This is a genomic window from Sphingomonas sp. Root710, assembly GCF_001429065.1.
Classification (GTDB): domain Bacteria; phylum Pseudomonadota; class Alphaproteobacteria; order Sphingomonadales; family Sphingomonadaceae; genus Rhizorhabdus.
The window spans coordinates 197,109-216,058 of record NZ_LMIB01000017.1 but is presented as its reverse complement, the minus strand read 5'-3'; the positions used below and the strand labels follow the sequence as shown (position 1 = coordinate 216,058).

Here is an 18,950-nt window from a genome sequence, read left to right as displayed (position 1 = left end):
GGGTCTGTCCTGATAGTTGGAGATGGCCGTGACGGTCGTAGATTGGCGCCAGGGTAGGAGAGAGGAGGGAGCGATGGAGGTTCATCATAACCGACGATCGACGCCCTCCTGGCGCCAATCTACGGCCGCCCGAAGGGTTGCCCTGAGAAGGGCGCCGGCGGCGTCGAACTTCTTGCCGGGGGCAGCCAGCCCCGGCTGCGCAGTCCTCCTTGCCGGCGCCCTTCTCAGGGCAATCCCGGCCATCTCGAACTATCAGGACAGACCCTAATGGCGCGGGGTCTCGAAGCGGCGATGCTCGGCCAGCAGGCCGATCTTTCCCCGCTTCAGAACACCTTCGTTCCCGAGCCGATCATCCTAGCCGCGGTCCAGTGGGGCCATGCGCTCGCGGCGTTCATGTTCGCCGCGCTGGTCGGCTGGCAGATGACCGTGCGCAACGGCGGGTCGCGCCGCCTCGCGCTGACTCTCGCCTGCGCGTTAACTGCCTTGTGGTGCGCGCTGGTGGCGCTCTTCGGGGCGGGCGGCATAGCGTCGAGCGTTGCCAAGAGTCTCGCCGACGCCGCATGGCTCGGTTTCCTGTTTGCGCTCCAGCCGCCGACCGCGACGGCGGGACCGCGCCGTCCGATGATCATCGGCATCTATGTTCTGCTCGGCATGCTGATCATCGGCGCGGTCGTGATCAAGACCCTGCCGCTCGCCTTCACCGGCAGCCCGCGGATCCAGGAGACACTGTTCCTCGCGGGCCAGTCGCTGCGCATCGCGATCGCGATCGGTGGGCTGTGCCTGCTCCACAATCTCTACACCGCCGCGCCGCCGGAGGCGCGCTGGGGGCTCGGTTCGCCGATGCTGGGGCTGGCGCTGATGTGGGGGTTCGATCTCAACCTCGCGACCGTCGCCTATCTGGTCAATGGCTGGCCGCTCGGCCTGTTCGCGCTGCGCGGCCTGATGATGGTGCTGCTCGCGCCGATGATGGTGACGGTCAGCCGGCTGGCCACGCTCGATCGCATGCGCGCCTCGCGGGGCGCGGGCTTCCAGACGCTCACGCTGGTGCTGTGCGGCGCCTATCTCGCGCTGATGGTGCTGGTGGCCCGCCTGCTGGCCGTCGCCGCCATGCAGGATCGCCTGCCCCAGTTCACCCTGGCGGCGGTTTTCGTCGCCTTCACCCTGTCCTTCTTCCCGTCGAGCCGCTACCGCCAGCGCTTCAAGAAGGCGGTCGCGCGCAATTTCTTCCAGCACCGCTATGATTATCGCGTCGAGTGGCGGCGCTTCACCGAGACTGTCGGCCAGCCGGGCGACGCCGCGCTGCCGCTGGCCGAGCGGACCGTGAAGGCAGTAGGCGACATCTTCGATTGCCCCGGCGGCCTGCTGATGCAGCGCGGCCCCGATGGCGGGCTGGAGGCGTCGGCGCGATGGAACTGGCCGATGCTTGAAGCGCCGCAGGCCGCCGGCTCGGCAGCGCTGGCGGATCATCTCCAGGCGCATGGCGACGTGATCGAGATCGAACGGCTGCGCCAGGGCGAGGAGCCTGCGGCGCTCCCGCTGATCCCCGAATGGATGATAGCGGAGGAACGCGCCTGGGCGCTGGTGCCGCTGATCCATTTCGACAGGCTGGTCGGCGCGGTGCTGCTCGAACGGCCGCTCGAACCGCGCCTGCTCGACGAGGAGGATCAGGACCTGCTCAGGGTGGCGGGACGGCAGGTGGCAAGCTATCTAGCCGAGGCGCGAGGACAGGAGGCGCTTTCGGATGCCCGCCGTTTCGATGAATTCAACCGGCGCTTCGCCTTCATCATGCACGACATCAAGAATCTCGTGAGCCAGCTCAGCCTCCTCGCCCGCAATGCCGAGCGCCATGCCGACAAGCCGGAGTTCCGCGCCGACATGATCGACACGCTGCGGAATTCGGTCGGCAAGATGAACGATCTGCTCGCGCGGCTGTCGCAGCATCACCGCTCGAAGCCCGACGAGCCCGAACCGCATTCGCTCCGCGCGCTGGCGGAGGAGATGCTGCGTGCCCGCACCAACGAGCATCCCGTGCTGATCAATGCGCGCGACGAGGTGATGGCGGTGGTCGATCCCGATCGCTTCGAACAGGCGCTGGGCCATCTCGTCCAGAACGCGATCGACGCCAGCCCCGAAGGCGCACCGGTCGAACTGACGATCGGCCGCCGCGGGCTGGAGGCGGTGGTCGAGGTCGCCGACCAGGGCTGCGGCATGTCGGCCGAGTTCATCCGGTCGCGGCTGTTCCATCCCTTCTCGTCGACCAAGGACGGCGGCTTCGGCATTGGCGCCTATGAGGCGCGCTCGATCATCGCCGGGATGGGCGGCCGGATCGAGGTGCAGAGCCGCGAGGGCGAGGGCAGCCGCTTCACCATCATCCTGCCGATGGCGGCGATCTTCGGCGGCGGGCTGCCGACGGCGGGTGCGGCGTGACGCCTATTCCGTCGTCATCCCCGCGGATGCGGGGATCCATAACCTCCGAAACGCAAGAGGCTCGAACGTCAGCGAATATGGATTCCCGCCTGCGCGGGAATGACGGCAAGAGGATTTGGGGGAGTCGCATATGAGCGGACCAAAACCCCGCCTGCTGATCGTCGAGGACGATGAGGGCCTGCAGAAGCAGCTGCGCTGGGCCTATGAGGATTATGAGGTCGTCTCGGCCACCAACCGTCAGGCGGCGATCGACGCGCTGCGCCATTACGAACCCGCCGTGGTCACGCTCGATCTCGGCCTGCCGCCCGATCCCGACGGCACGACCGAGGGCTTCGCGACGCTCGACGCGATCCTCGCGCTCAAGCCCGACACCAAGGTCATCGTCGCCTCGGGGCAGGGGCGGCGCGAAGGCGCGCTGCGCGCCATCGCCGCGGGGGCCTATGATTATTACCACAAGCCGGTCGACATCGACGAACTCGGCCTGATCGTCGCGCGCGCTTTCCAGCTCCACGATCTCGAACGGGAAAATGCCCGGCTCCAGGCGCAGGGCGACGGATCGGCGGCCGATGGCGGGCTGATCACGAACGACCCGGGCATGCTCAAGGTCGCCCGCACGATCGAGCGGGTGGCCAATACCGACGTCTCGGTGATGCTGCTCGGCGCGAGCGGCACCGGCAAGGAGGTGCTTGCGCGACTGCTCCACAACAAGAGCAAGCGGAGCGGCGGGGCCTTCGTCGCGATCAACTGCGCCGCCATCCCGGAAAATCTGCTCGAGGCCGAACTGTTCGGTTACGAGAAGGGCGCATTCACCGGCGCGATCAAGACCACCGAGGGCAAGATCGAACTGGCCGAAGGCGGCACCCTCTTCCTCGATGAGGTGGGGGATATCCCGTTTCCGCTCCAGGTCAAGCTGCTGCGCTTCCTCCAGGAGCGGGTGATCGAACGGATCGGCAGCCGCAAGGCGATCCCGGTCGACACGCGGATCGTCTGCGCGACCCACCAGAATCTCGACGCGATGATTGCCGAGAGCCGCTTCCGCGAGGACCTTTATTATCGCCTTGCCGAGATCGTCGTCCGCATCCCCGCCCTCGCCGAACGGCCGGGCGACGCGCTGCTGATCGCCAAGCTGCTGCTCAAGAAGCTGGCGCGCGACATGGACTCGCCGGTCAAGGGTTTCGCCCCCGACGCGCTGGCGGCGATCGACGGCTGGAGCTGGCCCGGCAATGTCCGCGAGCTGGAGAACAAGCTGAAGCGCGCGGTGATCATGGCCGACGGCAAGCTCGTCACCGCCGAGGACCTCGATCTCGTCCCCGAACGCGAGGATGGCGGCTTTTTGAACCTTAAGGCCGTCCGGGAGGTCGCTGACCGCAGCGCGATTACCCGCGCACTGGCGCGCAGCGAGGGGAATATCTCCAACGCCGCGAAGATGCTCGGGATCAGCCGGCCGACGCTGTATGATCTGCTGAAGCAGTACGGGATCGAGGTGTGATAATCCGGACGATTGCCCATATGCTGGCAGGCTGTGTGCTTGTGATGGCCAGCCTTCCGGCGATAGCTTGCACCGAGCCGGCGGCCGATCGACTAATCGTTTCTCGAGAAAGTCGAATCTTATGGAACGGCCGTGAGATCGATCGCTCAACGCTGATCCAATATCTTCAGGTCACGGATACGATGAACCCTGTGCCTATGCTTCATGTGGATTATCAGGTCGGTGCCAACTGTGCTGTTGTTAAAAATACCTTCCGGACGATCATACTGAACTCGAAAAGCAGGCCGGTGTTTTTTGGGAAGAAGGAAAGCCCTCCAGAGGGGCGTGGTTGTGCTGTTCCGGTTCGTAAGCCCAAAGGTAATAGGGGTGGGTGCGGATCCGGGGCATTCTACCTTCTCGTTCGGCCCTAGCTGTCTGAGATCAAGTCGGAGCGAGGTGTAATCCAAGCCAATCTCGTCACCCCAGCGAAGGCTGGGGTCCATGTCTCGTCTCCCCGATGACCATCGCAGGTGAAACAGCCATGGATGCCAGCCTGCGCTGGCATGACGGGGATTGTTGAATTATCGGGGCTCCCCATGACCGATCCCGATATCCTCGCCCGCATCGCCGACGCACTCGAACGGCTCGCGCCGCCGCCTGCGCCGCATGCCGATCCGTCGGCGCACGCCGCCTATGTCTGGCGCGACCATGGCCTGGCCGAGACGCGCGCCTTCACGCCGCTGCCGCTCGATCTGCTCACAGGCATCGACGCGCAGAAGGCCGCGATGGTCGACAATGCCCGCCGACTCGCGACGGGTGCGGCGGCGCATGACGTGCTGCTGTGGGGCGCGCGGGGCGCGGGCAAGTCGGCGCTGGTCAAGGCGACGGTCGGCCATCTGCGCGACGAGGGCCATGACGTCGCCCTGATCGAGATTGCGGGTGAGAAGATCGCCGATCTGCCGCGCCTGTTCGCGCTGATCGCCGATCTGCCACGCGCCTTCATCCTGTTCCTCGACGATCTCGGCTTCGACGACATGGCGGGCGGGCAGGGGCCCCGGCTGCTGCGCTCGATGCTCGAAGGCGGGGCCGAGGCGCGCCCCGTCAACGCCCGGCTCCACGTCACCGCCAACCGTCGCCACATCGTCTCGCGCGACCTGCGCGAGCAGGACAGCCCGATCAACCCGCGCGACGTGGTCGACGACAAGCTGGCGCTGGCCGACCGCTTCGGCCTGTCGCTCGGCTTCCACGTCTGCGACCAGGACAGCTATGTCGCGATGGTCGCGGGCTATGCCGCCAAGTTCGGGCTCGACTTCGAACCGCTCGACGCGATCGCCTGGGCCACCCAGCGCGGCAGCCGCTCGGGCCGCGTCGCCTGGCAATATGTCGTCGAACTGGCGGGCCGCGCGGGCAAGAGCGTCTAGAGCGATTTCTAGGCAGATGGAATCATCTGCCGACTCGGAAATCGCTCTAGCTCTCAGACGAAGTCGGCGGCCGAGAAGAGCTGCGCATTGATACCGGCGAGCAGGATCGCCGAATCCACCGTCGCTCCGCCATTGGCCGCATAGAAGAGATAGGTATCGCCGCCCACCATCAGCGCGGCGACCTCGCTATTCCCGGCGTGGCCGTCGAACAGCTGCTGCGCCGTGGCAGCCGCCAAGCTGGCGCTCGCCTGCGCCGCCCCGGTCAGGATCGCCAAGGGCGCGAAGCCGAGCGCGATATGGTCGGTCCCGTCGGTGAAATCGGCGGTCCGGTCTGGCGTCGCCGTGGGAGAGCCCGCGCCGGAGAAGGTGAAGACGTCCGACCCCAGTCCGCCGTTCAACGTGTCCGCGCCCAGATCGCCGGACAGGATGTCGTCGCCCGCGCCACCGCTGATCGAATCGCCGCCCTGGCCGCCGCGCAGCGAATCATTGCCCTCGCCGCCGTCGATCCTGTCCGCGCCGATATTGCCGTTCATCGTGTCGTTGCCGGTCCCGCCCAGCATATCGTCGTCATTGTTGCCGCCATTGACGCGATCCGATCCCGCGCCGCCGTCGAGACTGTCATTGCCGGCATTGCCCTGCAGATAGTCGCTGCCGTCGCCGCCCGAGATGCTGTCCGCGCCGTCATCGCCGCCGGTGGGGGCGCGGCCGTAAAGATGGTCGTTGCCGTCGCCGCCAAGGATGGTGTCGCCGCCCTCATAGCCCATCACGACATCATGCCCGGCCCCCGCCTCCAGACGATTAGCCACCTCGTTGCCATAGATATCGTCGTCACCCGCGCCGGTGATGGCGTTCTCGATCACCGAATCGCGGAAAATCATCACGTTGAAGATGTCGGTATCGACCAGCCGCCCGGCCGCGTCGAAAATGTAGAGCGCATTGCCTAACGAGCTCCATGCGCCGCCGGCAAGGTCGACGATGCCGAACTCGCCACTCGAATTGAGGATGATCGTGTCGTTGCCGCCGGTGTCGTAGATCGTCTGAAAATAATCCCGGCTCTCATTGAACACATATTGCGTGTCGCCTTCGTTGAACGACCGGCGCCCATAGAGGCCGATAAGTGCCCGGATGTCATAATCCATCGGCGTCGTCGGAAGGTAGCTGATGGCATAATCCGAAGACGGCATGCCCGGCGCCACGTTATAGGACATCACCGTATAGCTGATCGAGTCCAGCGCGGGGTCGATCGTCAACGAATTCAGGCCGACGAGCGGTGAAGCTTCGAACGGATGTTTCAGCCCCAGCGTGTGGCCGATCTCGTGCAGCAACACGAAGAAGTCAGGGTCGCCCGGGTTGAACGGACCCGTGATGGCGGTTCGCTGCAACCAGACGTCCCCGGACGACGGGGCGCGGCTGGGGTAATAAGCATGGGCTACGGATCCATCGCCATCCGTGTTCGTGAAGCCGAAGCGTATATCGCCGACATTGGATGAGGTGTCGGAGGTCTCGGAGAAATTGATGTTGGCGTAGCGCGACCAAAGTTGAAGTGCGGTGCGTGCCGCGGCAATCTCCGAAGGGCCGAATGCCTGAAAGCTGCTCGGCTCGCGGATATCGGAATAGGGATTGGCCCAGACCGCCCCCGACGTGGGAAAGCTGTAGGTGAGCGATACCGCATTGCCGGTGGCGACCCAGCGAACGCCGGCGAGCAGCGAGAGCACGTCCGGATTACCGGAGAAAGAAATCTGCTCCACCTGTGCCGAATTCATTGTCGGCGTCGACATCCGCATCCCCCTGCACGGATGCTATCGCCCCCGACAGCTAGTAAATCCGCCACGATTTCCTAGCCAGGAGGCTGGCTCGGCACCACCCGGGAAACCACCATAATGGCGCAAAGTCCCGGTTAGGCCGCCGGCAGTTTCACCCGCACCATCAGCCCGCCCAGATCCTCGCTCTCCTCGAGCGTGATCAGGCCGCCATAGATGCCCACCACATCGCGGACGATAGCGAGGCCGAGGCCGGTGCCCGGCTTGCCGGTGTCGAGCCGCGCGCCGCGTTCGAACATCTTCTCTCGCGCGGCGGCGGGAATGCCGGGGCCGTCATCTTCTATGAGGATTTCGACATAATCGACCTTCTTCGAAGCAGTGAAGTTCGAAACCTCGCGCGACACGGTCACGAAGACGCGACCCTGGCCATATTTGGCGGCATTTTCGATCAGGTTGCCGAGGATTTCGTCGAGATCCTGCCGCTCGACATGCACGATCGCCTGCTGATCGCCCGCCAGGTCGACGGTGACGTGGCGGTGCATCCGCCCCATCGCCCGCTCGACCGCCTTGAGCGACGGCCAGACTTCGGATCGCGCCTGCGCATTTGCGCGGCGGCCGACCGCGCGGGCGCGAGCGAGATGGTGGTCGACCTGACGGCGCATATCCCCGGTGGTGCGGACCACCGTCTCGGCGAGTTCGGGGCTGTTCGCCACCGCCTCGTTCATCAGCACGGTCAGCGGGGTCTTCAGGGCATGGGCCAGATTGCCGGCATGGCGACGCGCCTCCTCGGCCTGCCGCTCGTTATGGGCGAGCAGCTCGTTCAGCTCCTCGACCAGGGGGCGGACCTCGTCGGGGAGCTTGGCATCGATCCGCGAACTGATCCCCGAGCCGACCGCCGCGACCGCGCGGCGCAGGCTGCGCAGCGGCCATAGACCATAGGTAGCCTGCAGCGCGGCAAGGATGATCAAGCCGAGCCCGAGGATGGCGAAGGAACGGACCAGCGTCCGCCGCAATACGGCGATCTGGTCGTTGAGCCCGGCCCGGCTTGCCGCGACCTGAAAACGCCATTCGGTCTGTGCGCCGGGCAGGCGGACCTCGCGGTCGAGGATCCGCAGCGGCTCGCTGTCGAATTCGTTGCTGTCGGCGACATGCAGCTTCTGGCCCTCATGCGCCTCTCCCTGGCGCAGCGCCCGGTCCCACAGCGAGCGCGAGCGGAACGGCTCGTGCCCGGTGGCGGAGACCTGCCAGTAGAGCCCCGAATAGGGCTCGAGGAAGCGTTGATCGCCCAGCGGCCGGTTGAAGCGGACTTCGCCGTCGGGGCCGATCTCGGCCGATCCGATCATCGCGTTGAGGACATATTCGAGCTGCGCGTCGAAATTGCGGGTGATCGCCTCGCTCAGCACCCGGTCGAGCGCGAAGCCCCCGCCGATCAGCAATACGCTGATCCACAGCGCCGCGATCGAGATCATCCGGCGGGTCAGCGAACCCGTCGAAGCCTCGTCCCCATGCCGTCCCGGAAGCCAGTTCCGGGCGGTGGCGAGAAAGTCCTTAGGCCGGATCATCCAGCGAATAGCCAAGCCCCCGGATCGTGGTGATCACGTCCTGGCCGAGCTTCTTGCGGATGCGCGTCACGAACACCTCGATCGTGTTCGAATCGCGGTCGAAATCCTGGTCGTAGATATGCTCGATCAGCTCGGTGCGACTCACCACCTTGCCCTTGTGGTGGAGCAGATAGCTGAGCAGCTTATATTCCTGCGCGGTCAGTTTCACCGGCTCGCCGGCCAGCGTCACCTTGCCGCTGCGGGTGTCGAGGCGGACGTCGCCCGCGGTCAACTCCGACGACGCGTTGCCCGAGGCGCGGCGGATCAGCGCGCGCAGCCGGGCGATCAGCTCCTCGGTCTGAAACGGCTTGGCGAGATAATCGTCGGCGCCCGCGTCGAGCCCGGCGACCTTGTCGGACCAGCTGTCGCGCGCGGTCAGCACCAGCACGGGCACGTCGCGGCCCTCGCGCCGCCAGCGGTCGAGCACGGTCAGACCATCGACCTCGGGCAGGCCCAGGTCGAGGATGATCGCGTCATAGGCTTCGGTCGAGCCGAGGAAATGCCCGTCCTCGCCATCGGTGGCGAGATCGACCGCATAGCCCGCGCCTTCGAGGGTGGCGCGCAATTGCCGCCCGAGACTGGGTTCATCCTCGACGATCAGGACGCGCATGGTGTTCCCCTTTTCTGGCCACCTTATCGGCGGCTTATTGTCCGACCCGGCCGATTTCGCGCCCGGTGCGGCCGTCCATGTCCATCCATATCACCGAACCGCCCCGCTGAAACTTGAAACGGTAGCGTCCGGTTCCCGGATCGAATTCGGATCCGATCATGCGCCCGTCGACGCGGCCCTGCGCGCGGGAGCGCATTTCCTGATAAGGGAGTAGCTCGCCGGATCGCACGCCGTTCCGCAGCGCATCCTGTTCGGGTACGCGATTCCGGTCCGCCGAGGCAGGTGCGGAAGCAAGAACGAGCATCGCCAGCGATGTAGCGGCAAGAGCGTTACGCATTGACATGGGGTATTGGCATAGGGTCAGGGGCTTGAATAGGGCATGAATGTTCATGCTTCGGCGGATTTCCCGCATCTGTTGCACTGCGAAGACACCTAACGCCTTTATGTCAGCTCCGATCCTCGCCTTTCAGAATCTCGGCCTCGTTCAGGGCAGCGGCTGGCTGTTCCGCGGTCTCGACCTCTATGTCGCCCCGCGTGACCGGCTCGCGCTGATCGGCCGCAACGGCGCGGGCAAGACGACCCTGCTCAAGCTGCTCGCGGGCAAGATCGACTGCGATGAGGGGCTGCGCACGATCGTGCCCGGCACCCGCGTCGTACTGCTCGAACAGGAGCCGTCGATGGCGGGGCATGCCACGTTGCGGGATTTCGCGATGGCCGGCGCGGACGCTCCGGCAGCGCATGAGGTCGAATCGATCGCCGACCAGATCGGCATCGATCTGTCGCGCGACGCGGCGAGCGCGAGCGGGGGCGAGCGCCGCCGCGCCGCGATAGCGCGCGCGCTGGCGATGGATCCCGACGTGCTGCTGCTCGACGAGCCGACCAACCATCTCGATCTTGCCGCGATCGAATGGCTCGAAAGCTGGCTCGCCCGTTTCAACGGCGCGTTCATCGCGATCAGTCATGACCGGACCTTCCTCACCCGCCTGACGCGGCAGACGCTGTGGCTCGATCGCGGTGCTATCCGCCGGGCGGAAGTCGGCTTCGGCGGATTCGAGGCGTGGACCGAGAAGGTCTATGAAGAGGAAGCGCGCAACGCCGAGCGCCTCGACGCCAAGCTGAAGATCGAGGAGCATTGGAAGCTGCGCGGCGTCACCGCGCGGCGGCGGCGCAACCAGGGCCGCCTCACAAAGCTCTACGAGATGCGCGAGCAGCGCAAGGCAATGCTCGGCCCGCCCGGCACCGCGAAAATCCAGATCGCCGCCGACGATGTGAAGACCAAGGTGGTGATCGACGCCGAGCATGTCACCAAGGCGTTCGGGGCCGGCGATTCCAGGCGCACGATCATCCGCGACTTCACCTTCCGGGTGACGCGCGGCGACCGGATCGGCGTGGTCGGCGCGAACGGCGCAGGCAAGTCGACCCTGCTCAAGCTGCTGACCGGCGAGATCGCGCCTGACGAAGGCAAGGTGAAGCTGTCGACGACATTGGACGGCATTGTCATCGATCAGCAGCGCAAGCTGATGGCCCCCGAAAAGACGGTGCGCGACATCCTCGCCGATGGCGGCGACTGGATCGAGGTCCAGGGGGTGCGCAAGCATGTCCACGGCTATCTCAAGGAATTCCTGTTCGAGCCCGCGATCGCGGAGGCCAAGGTCGGCACGCTGTCGGGCGGCGAGCGCTCGCGCGTGCTGCTGGCGCGCGAATTCGCCCGGCCGTCGAACCTGCTCGTCCTCGACGAACCGACCAACGACCTCGACCTCGAAACGCTCGACCTGCTCCAGGAAGTCATCGCCGACTATGAGGGCACCGTCCTGATCGTCAGCCACGACCGCGACTTCCTCGACCGCACCGTCACCGTCACGCTCGGCCTCGACGGCTCGGGCAAGGTCGACATCGTCGCGGGCGGCTATGAGGACTGGGAGCGCCAGCGCACCGTCCGCACCGAGACGAAGAAGGCCGCGCCGAAAGCCGAAGCGCCAGCACCGGCGAAGGCGAAGACCAAGCTCAGCTACAAGGACCAGCGCGACCTCGACCTGCTGCCGCAGGAGATCGAGAAGCTCGAAGCCGCCATCGCCCGCAACGAGGCGGCGATGGCCGACCCCGATCTCTACGCGAAGAACCCGGCGAAGTTCGACCAGCTGATGAAGGCGATCGAAGCCGCCCGCGACAAGAAGGAAGAGGCCGAGCTGCGCTGGCTGGAACTGGCCGAAATGGCGGAGGGATTAAATTAGCTCCTCCTCAGTCACCCCGGGCTTGACCCGGGGTCCCGCTTACTAGCCGGTGAAGAACAGAAGAAGCTGGACCCCGGGTCAAGCCCGGGGTGACGTTAGAATTGATCGCCGGGGCGCGTAGCGTCCCGCAAGGCCGAACGGCCGCCCGAGCTTATTGCGAGGAAGCCAAGCGAGGCGGATGCCTCGCGCCCGGCGTCTGAGGGCTCCTGCGTGGACGCGGGCTAAAACAAACTAAGCAGCCCCGGCCTTGCGGTGATGGTGGATCACCTCATCGATGATGAAGCGCAGGAATTTTTCCGAGAAGTCCGGATCGAGATTCGCGCTTTTCGCCAGCGACCGCAGCCGCTCGATCTGCACCTGCTCGCGCCCCGGATCGGCGGGGGGAAGGCCGGTCGCGGCCTTGTGCTCGCCCACCGCCTTGGTGACCTTGAACCGCTCGGCGAGCATGAAGATCAGCGCCGCATCGATATTGTCGATGCTCTCCCGATAGCGGGCCAATATCTCGTCTGCCATGCGGGCCCCCTTCGTCGCTGCGCCGCCCTGCCTATCGTGGATCGACTCCGCTTTTGGCAAGCGCGGAGTTGCCGCGCGGCCTCCTTACGCTCTTGCCTTTCCGGCGATCGCGGCTCATGGGCACGCCCATGTCTGCAACCGTGACACCGATCCGCCGCGCCGCCGCGCCTTCGCTCGACCCGATCATGGCGCTGGTCGCATCCGACATGAACGCGGTCAACAGCGTGATCCTGGCGCGGATGCAGTCGGATGTGCCGCTGATCCCCGAGCTGGCGGGCCACCTGATCGCGGGCGGCGGCAAGCGGATGCGGCCGATGCTCACCCTCGCCTGCGCCAAGCTGCTCGACTATTCGGGGGAGCGTCACCACAAACTCGCGGCGACGGTGGAGTTCATCCACACCGCCACCCTGTTGCACGACGATGTTGTCGACCAGTCGGGCCTGCGCCGCGGCCGCCGCACCGCCAACGTCATCTGGGGCAATGCCGCCAGCGTGCTGGTCGGCGATTTCCTGTTCAGCCGCTCGTTCGAGCTGATGGTCGAGGACGGCTCGCTGCGGGTGCTGCGCATCCTGTCCAACGCGTCGGCCGTGATCGCCGAGGGCGAGGTCAACCAGCTCACCGCGCAGCGCCGGATCGAGACCAGCGAGGAACGCTATCTCGAGATCATCACCGCCAAGACCGCGGTGCTGTTCGCCGCCGCCTGCAAGATTGCCGCCGTCGTTGCCGAGCGCGAGCCCGCCGTCGAGGAAGCGCTCGACCAATATGGCCGCTATCTCGGCATCGCCTTCCAGCTCGTCGACGACATCATCGACTATGAGTCGGACGGTGCGACGATGGGCAAGGATGCGGGTGACGATTTCCGCGACGGCAAGGTCACCCTGCCGGTGATCCTGGCCTATGCCCGCGCCGAGGGGGAAGACCGCGATTTCCTGCGCGAGGCGATCGAGGGCCTGCGGAACGAGGATGAGGATCTGGTCCGCGCGACTGCCATCCTGCGCGAAACCGGCGCCCTCGCCGACACCGCCGCCCGCGCCCGCCTTTACGCTCAGCGCGCGATCGACGCGCTGGCGAGCTTCCCCAACGGCATCGCCAAGGCGGCGCTGGTCGAAGCCGCGCAATTCGCGGTGATCCGGGCTTATTGACCAGAACGAGGAGGGGACGCCGTCTCCTCTATCGCCCGTCATGCTGAACTTGTTTCAGCATCCACCCGATCGCACGGGTGACTCTTGAGCTTGTGTGAGCGTTGGCCGCAAGAGCCTGTGGGCATGCTCCCGCCTCCCGGTGGATGCTGAAACAAGTTCAGCATGACGATTTAGGTTGAGAGTCGGGGACTCAAACTCCACACCGCCAGTCATGCTCCCGATCGACGCCGTCCTCCCCGATCTGATCGCCGCGTTGCGCGACGGGCCGAACGCCGTGCTCGTCGCCCCGCCCGGTGCGGGCAAGACGACGGCGGTCGCGCCCGCGCTGCTCGGGGAAAGCTGGTGCGACGGACAGATCCTCCTGCTCTCGCCCCGCCGCCTCGCCGCGCGCGCCGCCGCCGAGCGGATGGCTGCGATGGCGGGGGAAGCGGTCGGCAAGACGATCGGCTATGCCACCCGGCTCGATACCAGGCAGTCGGCTGGCACCCGCATCCTCGTCGTCACCGAGGGCATCTTCGTCAATCGCATCCAGGCCGATCCCGATCTTCCCGGCGTCTCGGCGGTGCTGTTCGACGAGGTCCATGAGCGCAGCCTCGACAGCGACTTCGGTTTGGCCCTCGCGCTCGATGCGCAGGCGGCGCTCCGCCCCGATCTTCGCCTCGTCGCGATGTCGGCAACGCTCGACGGCGGGCGTTTCTCTGTCCTGATGGGCGACGCGCCCCTCGTCGAAAGCGAAGGCCGCAGCCACCCGATCGAACTGCGCCACGCCCCGCGCTCGGCCGAGAAGCGGATCGAGGACGACATGGCCGCGACGATCCGCCGCGCGCTGGCGGAGGAGGAGGGTAGCCTGCTCGCCTTCCTGCCCGGCGTCGCCGAGATCGAGCGCACCGCCGAACGGCTCGACCGGCTGCCTGCCGATGTCGTCCTCCACCGCCTTCACGGCTCGCTCGACCCCGCCGAGCAACGCGCCGCGATCGCGCCGTCGCCGCCGGGCACGCGCAAGCTCGTCCTCGCCACCTCGATCGCCGAGACCAGCATAACCATCGATGGCCTGCGCATCGTCGTCGATTCGGGCCTCGCCCGCCGCCCGCGCTATGACCGCGCGGCCGGGATGACCCAGCTCGTCACCGAACGCGCGAGCCAGGCCTCGGTCACCCAGCGCGCGGGCCGCGCCGGGCGGCAGCAGCCGGGCGTCGTCTACCGGCTGTGGGAAGCGGCGGCGACCGCTGGTCTCCCCAGATATGATCCGCCCGAAATCCTCGAGACCGACCTGTCGGCGCTCACCCTCGATTGCGCGCTGTGGGGCGTCGCCGATCCGGGTGCGCTGCGCTGGCTCGATCCGCCCCCCGCCGCTGCGATCGGCGAGGCGCGCGAGCGGCTCGGCCGGCTCGATGCGATCGACGATGACGGCCGCCCGACCGCGCATGGCAAGGCCATCGCCGCGCTGCCGCTGCCGCCGCGCCTCGGCCATATGATGATCCGCGCCGCCGAGGGCGGCTTTGCCGAGACCGCCGCCGAGGTTGCGGTGCTGCTCTCCGAACGCGGGCTCGGCGGGCAGGACGCCGATCTCGAACTCCGTCTGCGGCGCTGGCGCGGCGATCGCGGCAAGCGGGCGGAGGGCGCGCGCCAATTGGCCGGGCGCTGGGCGCGGCTGGTCGGCCAGCGCGGGCGCGACGATGCGATGATCGCGGCCTGCGTCGCGCTCGCCTATCCCGACCGGATCGCCAAGCGGCGCGGCGCTTCGGGTGAGGACTGGATTTCGAGCGGCGGGCGCGGCTTCCGCCTCGATCCCGCCTCGCCGCTCGCACGCAACGAATGGCTCGCGGTGGCGGAGATACAGGGCGCGGCCTCGGGCGCGCGCATATTGTCCGCCGCGCCGATCGAGGCGGCCGAGGTCGAGCGCCTCTTCGCCGATCATCTCGAAGTCCGCCGCACCGCGCGCTTCGATCCCGCGACCGGCGCGGTCGAGGCGCGGCGCGAGCGGCGGCTTGGCGCGATCGTCCTCGCCGCCGGGCGCGACGAAAGCGCCTCGCCCGCGACGATCAGCGCCGCGCTCGTCGATGCGGTGCGCACGCGCGGGCTCGATCTGCTCGACTGGCCCGACAGCGTCGCCGCACTCCGCGCCCGCGCCGCCTTCGCCGCCGAGCAGAGCGGCGAGCTTCCCGATCTCGCCGACGACACGCTGCTGCTCACCCTCGATGACTGGTTCGCGCCGCTCGTCGAGGGCAAGCGCCGCCTCTCGGACATCGCGCCGGGCGATCTGGCTCACGCGCTGCACGACCTCCTCGGCTGGGACGGGCGGCAGGCGCTCGACCGGCTCGCGCCCACTCATCTCCAGTCACCCGCGGGCAGCAGCCACCCGATCGATTACGCTGCGGAGGGCGGTCCCGCGGTCGAGGTTCGCCCGCAGGCGCTGTTCGGCCTTTCGGCGCACCCGATGGTCGGCGGCGGCCGTGTGCCGCTCACACTGCGGCTGACATCGCCCGCCGGGCGGCCGATCCAGACCACCAAGGATCTGCCCGGCTTCTGGAAGGGCAGCTGGTCCGCGGTCGCCAAGGAGATGCGCGGCCGCTATCCGCGCCACCCCTGGCCCGACGATCCCGCTGCCGCCGATCCCACCTTGCGGACCAAGAAGGCTGCGCTCCGATCTTGAAAACGCCGCCGCGCTGCGGCAAGGCGATGTCAGGTCAGACCTTCGGGACAGTCATCATGGCGCATGCGCGTATCTATCAGCGGACCAAGAATGCGATGCAGTCGGGCCGCGCGCGGACCGGCGAATGGGTGCTCGAATATGAGCCTGCCGAACCGAAGCGTGCCGATCCGCTGATGGGCTGGGCCGGCTCGGGCGACACGCGCGGCCAGATCGTGCTGAGCTTCCCGACCCTCGCCGCGGCGAAGGCCTACGCCGATCGCCATGGCCTCACCGCCCATGTCGTCCCCGGCGCGGAGCGCAAGCTCAAGCTCCAGGCCTATGCCGACAATTTCCAGGTCGGGCCGATCAGCTACTGATCGACCCAGTTTATTGTCGGCGGCTTACCCCGCCAAAATCGTCCCCGCCAGCAACAGCAATATCCGCACGTCGATCATCTTGCCCTGCGCGCGCTGCCGTTCGACGAACGCCGGCACCTCGGCCAGCGCGACGCGGTGGACGATGATGTTCTCGCCATCCACGCCTCCGCCGTCATGCACCTTGGTCAGCCCATGCGCTCGGACCAGTGTGAAGGTTTCGGAGACCATGCCCGGCGACGAACTGAACTCGCCGATCGTCTCGATCCGCGCCGGGCGGTAGCCGGTCTCCTCCTCCAGCTCACGCGCCGCCGCGCTGTCGTCCGCCTCGCCCTCGCTGTCGTCGCCGATCAGTCCGGCGGGCAGTTCGATGCACTGGCGCTTCAGCGGCACGCGATATTGCTCGACGAGCAGCACATGCCCCTCATCTATCGCCAGGATCACCGCCGCGCGGATGCCGCGCGTCCGGCTGACATATTCCCATTTGCCTTCGCGCTTGGCGGCGATGAAACGCCCCTGCCACATCGTCTCCACTGCGTCCGTCACAGGCAGATCATCCGGTTGGGCATCTCGTCGGGATCGTTGCCGCTATAGGGGAAATGCTCGGCCAGCACCTCGCCAAGCGCGCCGACCGCCGCGGCCATGCCCTCGCCCGGCCGTCCGGCCTTGAGGTGATCGATCAGCACTGCCATTGCCGCGCCCCAGGCGTCGGGCGACACCTTCGCGACGATCGCCTCATCGGCGATGATCTCGGCGCGATGCTCGGCCAGCGACAGATAGATCAGCACCCCGGTGCGGCTGCGCGTGCGCCGTTCGGTCGAGGCCTTGAACAAGGCGACAGCGCGGTTGCGCACCCGGCGGGTCTTGGTCTTGCCCGGTGTGAAGACCATCCGCAGCGGCCACCACGCGACAATATAGCGGGTGGCGAGGAACTTGATCGTGGTCGCGAACACCATGATCGTCAGCCACTCTCGCTCGGTCCAGACGTGCCAGCCGCCGGTGATCCGGTCGAGCATGCCCAGATAGAAATCGGGAAAGGCCGCATAGACCGCCAGCGCGAGCAGCGCGGTCAGCGCTGCCCAGATCAGCGGCACATCGTTATAATTGTCCGACCGCTCCGACACGATCGTGGCGATCTCGGCGTCCGACCGCGCCTCGGCGTCGGTCACCGCCTGGGTGACGCGCTCGATATCGGCGTCGCTGATCTGGATAGATTGCGCCATCACCAGCTTCCCGACGATCCGCCGCCGCCGAACGAGCCGCCGCCGCCCGAAAAGCCGCCGCCACCACCGCCGCCCCAGCCACCGCCGGAACCGCCACCCCAGCCGCCACCGCCCCAGATCACCACCGGGCCAGCGCCGCCGCGATAGCGACGCCCGCCGCCAAAACGGTTGAAGATGCTCGATCCGAAGATGAACAGGATGACGATGATCCAGAAGATCAGCGAGATGGGCACCCCGCCCTTCTCGGCCTTGCGATCCTGCTCCACCAGCTGCTGCGCGCGCGCTTGCGCCTGATCGGGGGGAAGCTGGAGCAGCTGCACCAGCGCGCCGGCACCCGCAACGATCCCGCCCGCCATGTCGCCTTCGCGAAAACGCGGCAGGATTTGACGCTGTATGATGACGCTCGACAGCGCATCGGTGACGATCGGTTCAAGCCCGTAACCGACCTCGATCCGCACCTTCCGTTCGGTCGGCGCAACCAGCAGGATCAAGCCGTCATTGGCCTTCTTGTCGCCCAGCCCCCACGCGCGGCCGAGCCGGTAGCCATAATCCTCGATCGGATAGTCCTGCAGGCTGGCGACGGTGGCGACCACCATCTGATGCCCGCTCTGCTGCTCAAGCGCGGCCAGCTTCGCGTCGAGCGCAGCAGCCTGCTCGGGGGACAGCAGCTTCGCCTGATCGACAACCCGGCCTGTCAGCAGCGGGAATGTCTGGGCGAAGGCGGGAAGGGCGAGGAAGAAGCCGAGTAGGAGGGCGAGCAGGACGATGATACCCCTCCCTGCAAGGGAGGGGTTAGGGGTGCGTGTACGAGGCCAAGGGCTCGATGCCTTCGGCGGAGTTCTGCGGAATGGCGGAGAGAGCTCGCTACGCTCGCGACCCACCCCCGGCCCCTCCCTTGCAGGGAGGGGGGCAAGAAGGGCGCGCGCCACCGTCCTTACTTTCCGAAATCGACCGTCGGCGCCGCATCCGAACCCGCGCTCGCCTCGAACGGCTGCATCGGCTGCGCGCCATGGAACACTTTCGCGCCGATCGCGCTCGGGAAGGTGCGGATCAGCGTGTTATAGGCGCGCACCGACTCATTATAGTCGCGCCGGGCGATCGCGATGCGGTTCTCGGTGCCCTCGATCTGGCTCTGCAGCGCCATGAACTGGTCGCTCGACTTCAGGTCGGGATAATTTTCCTGCACCGCGAGCAGCCGGGCGAGCGAACCGCTCAGCTGCGCCTGCGCGTCGGCGAAGGCCTTCACCTTGGCGGGGTCCTGCAAGTCCGCGCCCGACAGCTGGATGCCGGTCGCCCGCGCTCGCGCGTTGGTCACGTCGGTCAGCACGGTCTTCTCCTGCGCCGCATAGCCCTTCACCGTGTTGACGAGGTTGGGGATCAGGTCGGCGCGGCGCTGATATTGCGCCTGGACGTCGGCCCATTTGGCCTTGGCCTCTTCCTGCGCGGTGGGGACGCTGTTGATGCCGCAACCAGTCACCGCGATCGCGGCGACGGGGGCGAGCAAGGCGACGGAGAAGCGACGGTCGATGGTCATCTGCGGATATTCCC

General features: G+C 67.0%; 16 protein-coding genes. 7 read left to right on the top strand and 9 right to left on the bottom strand.

Features of this window, described 5'->3' with window-relative positions:
- Nucleotides 1-267: 267 nt before the first annotated feature.
- From prsK to ASE00_RS20450, 3 genes are all read left to right on the top strand, one after another.
- On the top strand, nucleotides 268-2,427 hold the full coding sequence (gene prsK / locus ASE00_RS20460) for an XrtA/PEP-CTERM system histidine kinase PrsK (RefSeq protein ID WP_235538771.1): 2,160 nt from the start codon (nucleotides 268-270) through the stop codon (nucleotides 2,425-2,427).
- A gap of 130 nt (nucleotides 2,428-2,557) precedes the next feature.
- Complete coding sequence (gene prsR / locus ASE00_RS20455) at nucleotides 2,558-3,916, top strand: PEP-CTERM-box response regulator transcription factor (protein ID WP_056383569.1); 1,359 nt, start codon at nucleotides 2,558-2,560, stop codon at nucleotides 3,914-3,916.
- A gap of 575 nt (nucleotides 3,917-4,491) precedes the next feature.
- Nucleotides 4,492-5,316: an ATP-binding protein gene (locus tag ASE00_RS20450; RefSeq protein WP_056383568.1), complete on the top strand. Its 825-nt coding sequence runs from the start codon at nucleotides 4,492-4,494 to the stop codon at nucleotides 5,314-5,316.
- A 53-nt stretch (nucleotides 5,317-5,369) separates the two neighbouring features.
- On the opposite strand, the gene ASE00_RS20445 is transcribed toward ASE00_RS20450, so the two are convergent.
- The 4 genes from ASE00_RS20445 to ASE00_RS20430 all read right to left on the bottom strand — a co-directional run bounded on the left by ASE00_RS20445 (nucleotide 5,370) and on the right by ASE00_RS20430 (nucleotide 9,630).
- Complete coding sequence (locus ASE00_RS20445; RefSeq protein ID WP_162256510.1) at nucleotides 5,370-7,094, bottom strand: M10 family metallopeptidase C-terminal domain-containing protein; 1,725 nt, start codon at nucleotides 7,092-7,094, stop codon at nucleotides 5,370-5,372.
- A 119-nt stretch (nucleotides 7,095-7,213) separates the two neighbouring features.
- Entirely contained in the window at nucleotides 7,214-8,545 is a 1,332-nt protein-coding gene (locus tag ASE00_RS20440; RefSeq protein WP_056383636.1) for a sensor histidine kinase, read from the bottom strand.
- 79 nt (nucleotides 8,546-8,624) lie between these two features.
- Nucleotides 8,625-9,287, bottom strand: coding sequence for a response regulator transcription factor (locus tag ASE00_RS20435; protein WP_056383566.1), 663 nt, complete (start codon nucleotides 9,285-9,287; stop codon nucleotides 8,625-8,627).
- 34 nt (nucleotides 9,288-9,321) lie between these two features.
- Nucleotides 9,322-9,630, bottom strand: a complete 309-nt coding sequence (locus ASE00_RS20430) for a PepSY domain-containing protein (RefSeq protein WP_056383565.1) — start codon at nucleotides 9,628-9,630, stop codon at nucleotides 9,322-9,324.
- Nucleotides 9,631-9,730: 100 nt separating this feature from the next.
- On the opposite strand from ASE00_RS20430, the gene ASE00_RS20425 reads away from it, so the two are divergent.
- Complete coding sequence (locus tag ASE00_RS20425; RefSeq protein ID WP_056383564.1) at nucleotides 9,731-11,518, top strand: ATP-binding cassette domain-containing protein; 1,788 nt, start codon at nucleotides 9,731-9,733, stop codon at nucleotides 11,516-11,518.
- 231 nt (nucleotides 11,519-11,749) lie between these two features.
- On the opposite strand, the gene ASE00_RS20420 is transcribed toward ASE00_RS20425, so the two are convergent.
- Nucleotides 11,750-12,031, bottom strand: coding sequence for a chorismate mutase (locus ASE00_RS20420; RefSeq protein WP_056383563.1), 282 nt, complete (start codon nucleotides 12,029-12,031; stop codon nucleotides 11,750-11,752).
- A gap of 128 nt (nucleotides 12,032-12,159) precedes the next feature.
- On the opposite strand from ASE00_RS20420, the gene ASE00_RS20415 reads away from it, so the two are divergent.
- From ASE00_RS20415 to ASE00_RS20405, 3 genes are all read left to right on the top strand, one after another.
- Nucleotides 12,160-13,173: a polyprenyl synthetase family protein gene (locus tag ASE00_RS20415; RefSeq protein WP_414819870.1), complete on the top strand. Its 1,014-nt coding sequence runs from the start codon at nucleotides 12,160-12,162 to the stop codon at nucleotides 13,171-13,173.
- Nucleotides 13,174-13,384: 211 nt separating this feature from the next.
- Nucleotides 13,385-15,826 (top strand): ATP-dependent helicase HrpB, encoded by a 2,442-nt coding sequence (gene hrpB, locus ASE00_RS20410; RefSeq protein WP_056383561.1) that lies wholly within the window; start codon nucleotides 13,385-13,387, stop codon nucleotides 15,824-15,826.
- A gap of 56 nt (nucleotides 15,827-15,882) precedes the next feature.
- Nucleotides 15,883-16,182, top strand: a complete 300-nt coding sequence (locus ASE00_RS20405) for an ETC complex I subunit (RefSeq protein WP_056383635.1) — start codon at nucleotides 15,883-15,885, stop codon at nucleotides 16,180-16,182.
- A 24-nt stretch (nucleotides 16,183-16,206) separates the two neighbouring features.
- On the opposite strand, the gene ASE00_RS20400 is transcribed toward ASE00_RS20405, so the two are convergent.
- The 4 genes from ASE00_RS20400 to ASE00_RS20385 all read right to left on the bottom strand — a co-directional run bounded on the left by ASE00_RS20400 (nucleotide 16,207) and on the right by ASE00_RS20385 (nucleotide 18,936).
- Nucleotides 16,207-16,704, bottom strand: coding sequence for an NUDIX hydrolase (locus ASE00_RS20400; protein WP_056383634.1), 498 nt, complete (start codon nucleotides 16,702-16,704; stop codon nucleotides 16,207-16,209).
- Nucleotides 16,705-16,721: 17 nt separating this feature from the next.
- Complete coding sequence (locus ASE00_RS20395; protein WP_056383560.1) at nucleotides 16,722-17,402, bottom strand: TPM domain-containing protein; 681 nt, start codon at nucleotides 17,400-17,402, stop codon at nucleotides 16,722-16,724.
- Entirely contained in the window at nucleotides 17,402-18,172 is a 771-nt protein-coding gene (locus ASE00_RS20390) for a TPM domain-containing protein (protein WP_056383633.1), read from the bottom strand. Before ASE00_RS20390 ends, ASE00_RS20395 begins: the two co-directional genes overlap by 1 nt.
- Before the next feature lie 164 nt (nucleotides 18,173-18,336).
- Nucleotides 18,337-18,936: a LemA family protein gene (locus ASE00_RS20385; RefSeq protein ID WP_056383559.1), complete on the bottom strand. Its 600-nt coding sequence runs from the start codon at nucleotides 18,934-18,936 to the stop codon at nucleotides 18,337-18,339.
- Between the last annotated feature and the right edge of the window lie 14 nt (nucleotides 18,937-18,950).

Coding starts and splice junctions, on each gene's coding strand:
- prsK (WP_235538771.1), top strand. CDS start 268: ATGGCGCGGGGTCTCGAAGCGGCGATGCTCGGCCAGCAGGCCGATCTT.
- prsR (WP_056383569.1), top strand. CDS start 2,558: ATGAGCGGACCAAAACCCCGCCTGCTGATCGTCGAGGACGATGAGGGC.
- ASE00_RS20450 (WP_056383568.1), top strand. CDS start 4,492: ATGACCGATCCCGATATCCTCGCCCGCATCGCCGACGCACTCGAACGG.
- ASE00_RS20445 (WP_162256510.1), bottom strand. CDS start 7,094: ATGTCGACGCCGACAATGAATTCGGCACAGGTGGAGCAGATTTCTTTC.
- ASE00_RS20440 (WP_056383636.1), bottom strand. CDS start 8,545: ATGATCTCGATCGCGGCGCTGTGGATCAGCGTATTGCTGATCGGCGGG.
- ASE00_RS20435 (WP_056383566.1), bottom strand. CDS start 9,287: ATGCGCGTCCTGATCGTCGAGGATGAACCCAGTCTCGGGCGGCAATTG.
- ASE00_RS20430 (WP_056383565.1), bottom strand. CDS start 9,630: ATGTCAATGCGTAACGCTCTTGCCGCTACATCGCTGGCGATGCTCGTT.
- ASE00_RS20425 (WP_056383564.1), top strand. CDS start 9,731: ATGTCAGCTCCGATCCTCGCCTTTCAGAATCTCGGCCTCGTTCAGGGC.
- ASE00_RS20420 (WP_056383563.1), bottom strand. CDS start 12,031: ATGGCAGACGAGATATTGGCCCGCTATCGGGAGAGCATCGACAATATC.
- ASE00_RS20415 (WP_414819870.1), top strand. CDS start 12,160: ATGTCTGCAACCGTGACACCGATCCGCCGCGCCGCCGCGCCTTCGCTC.
- hrpB (WP_056383561.1), top strand. CDS start 13,385: ATGCTCCCGATCGACGCCGTCCTCCCCGATCTGATCGCCGCGTTGCGC.
- ASE00_RS20405 (WP_056383635.1), top strand. CDS start 15,883: ATGGCGCATGCGCGTATCTATCAGCGGACCAAGAATGCGATGCAGTCG.
- ASE00_RS20400 (WP_056383634.1), bottom strand. CDS start 16,704: ATGTGGCAGGGGCGTTTCATCGCCGCCAAGCGCGAAGGCAAATGGGAA.
- ASE00_RS20395 (WP_056383560.1), bottom strand. CDS start 17,402: ATGGCGCAATCTATCCAGATCAGCGACGCCGATATCGAGCGCGTCACC.
- ASE00_RS20385 (WP_056383559.1), bottom strand. CDS start 18,936: ATGACCATCGACCGTCGCTTCTCCGTCGCCTTGCTCGCCCCCGTCGCC.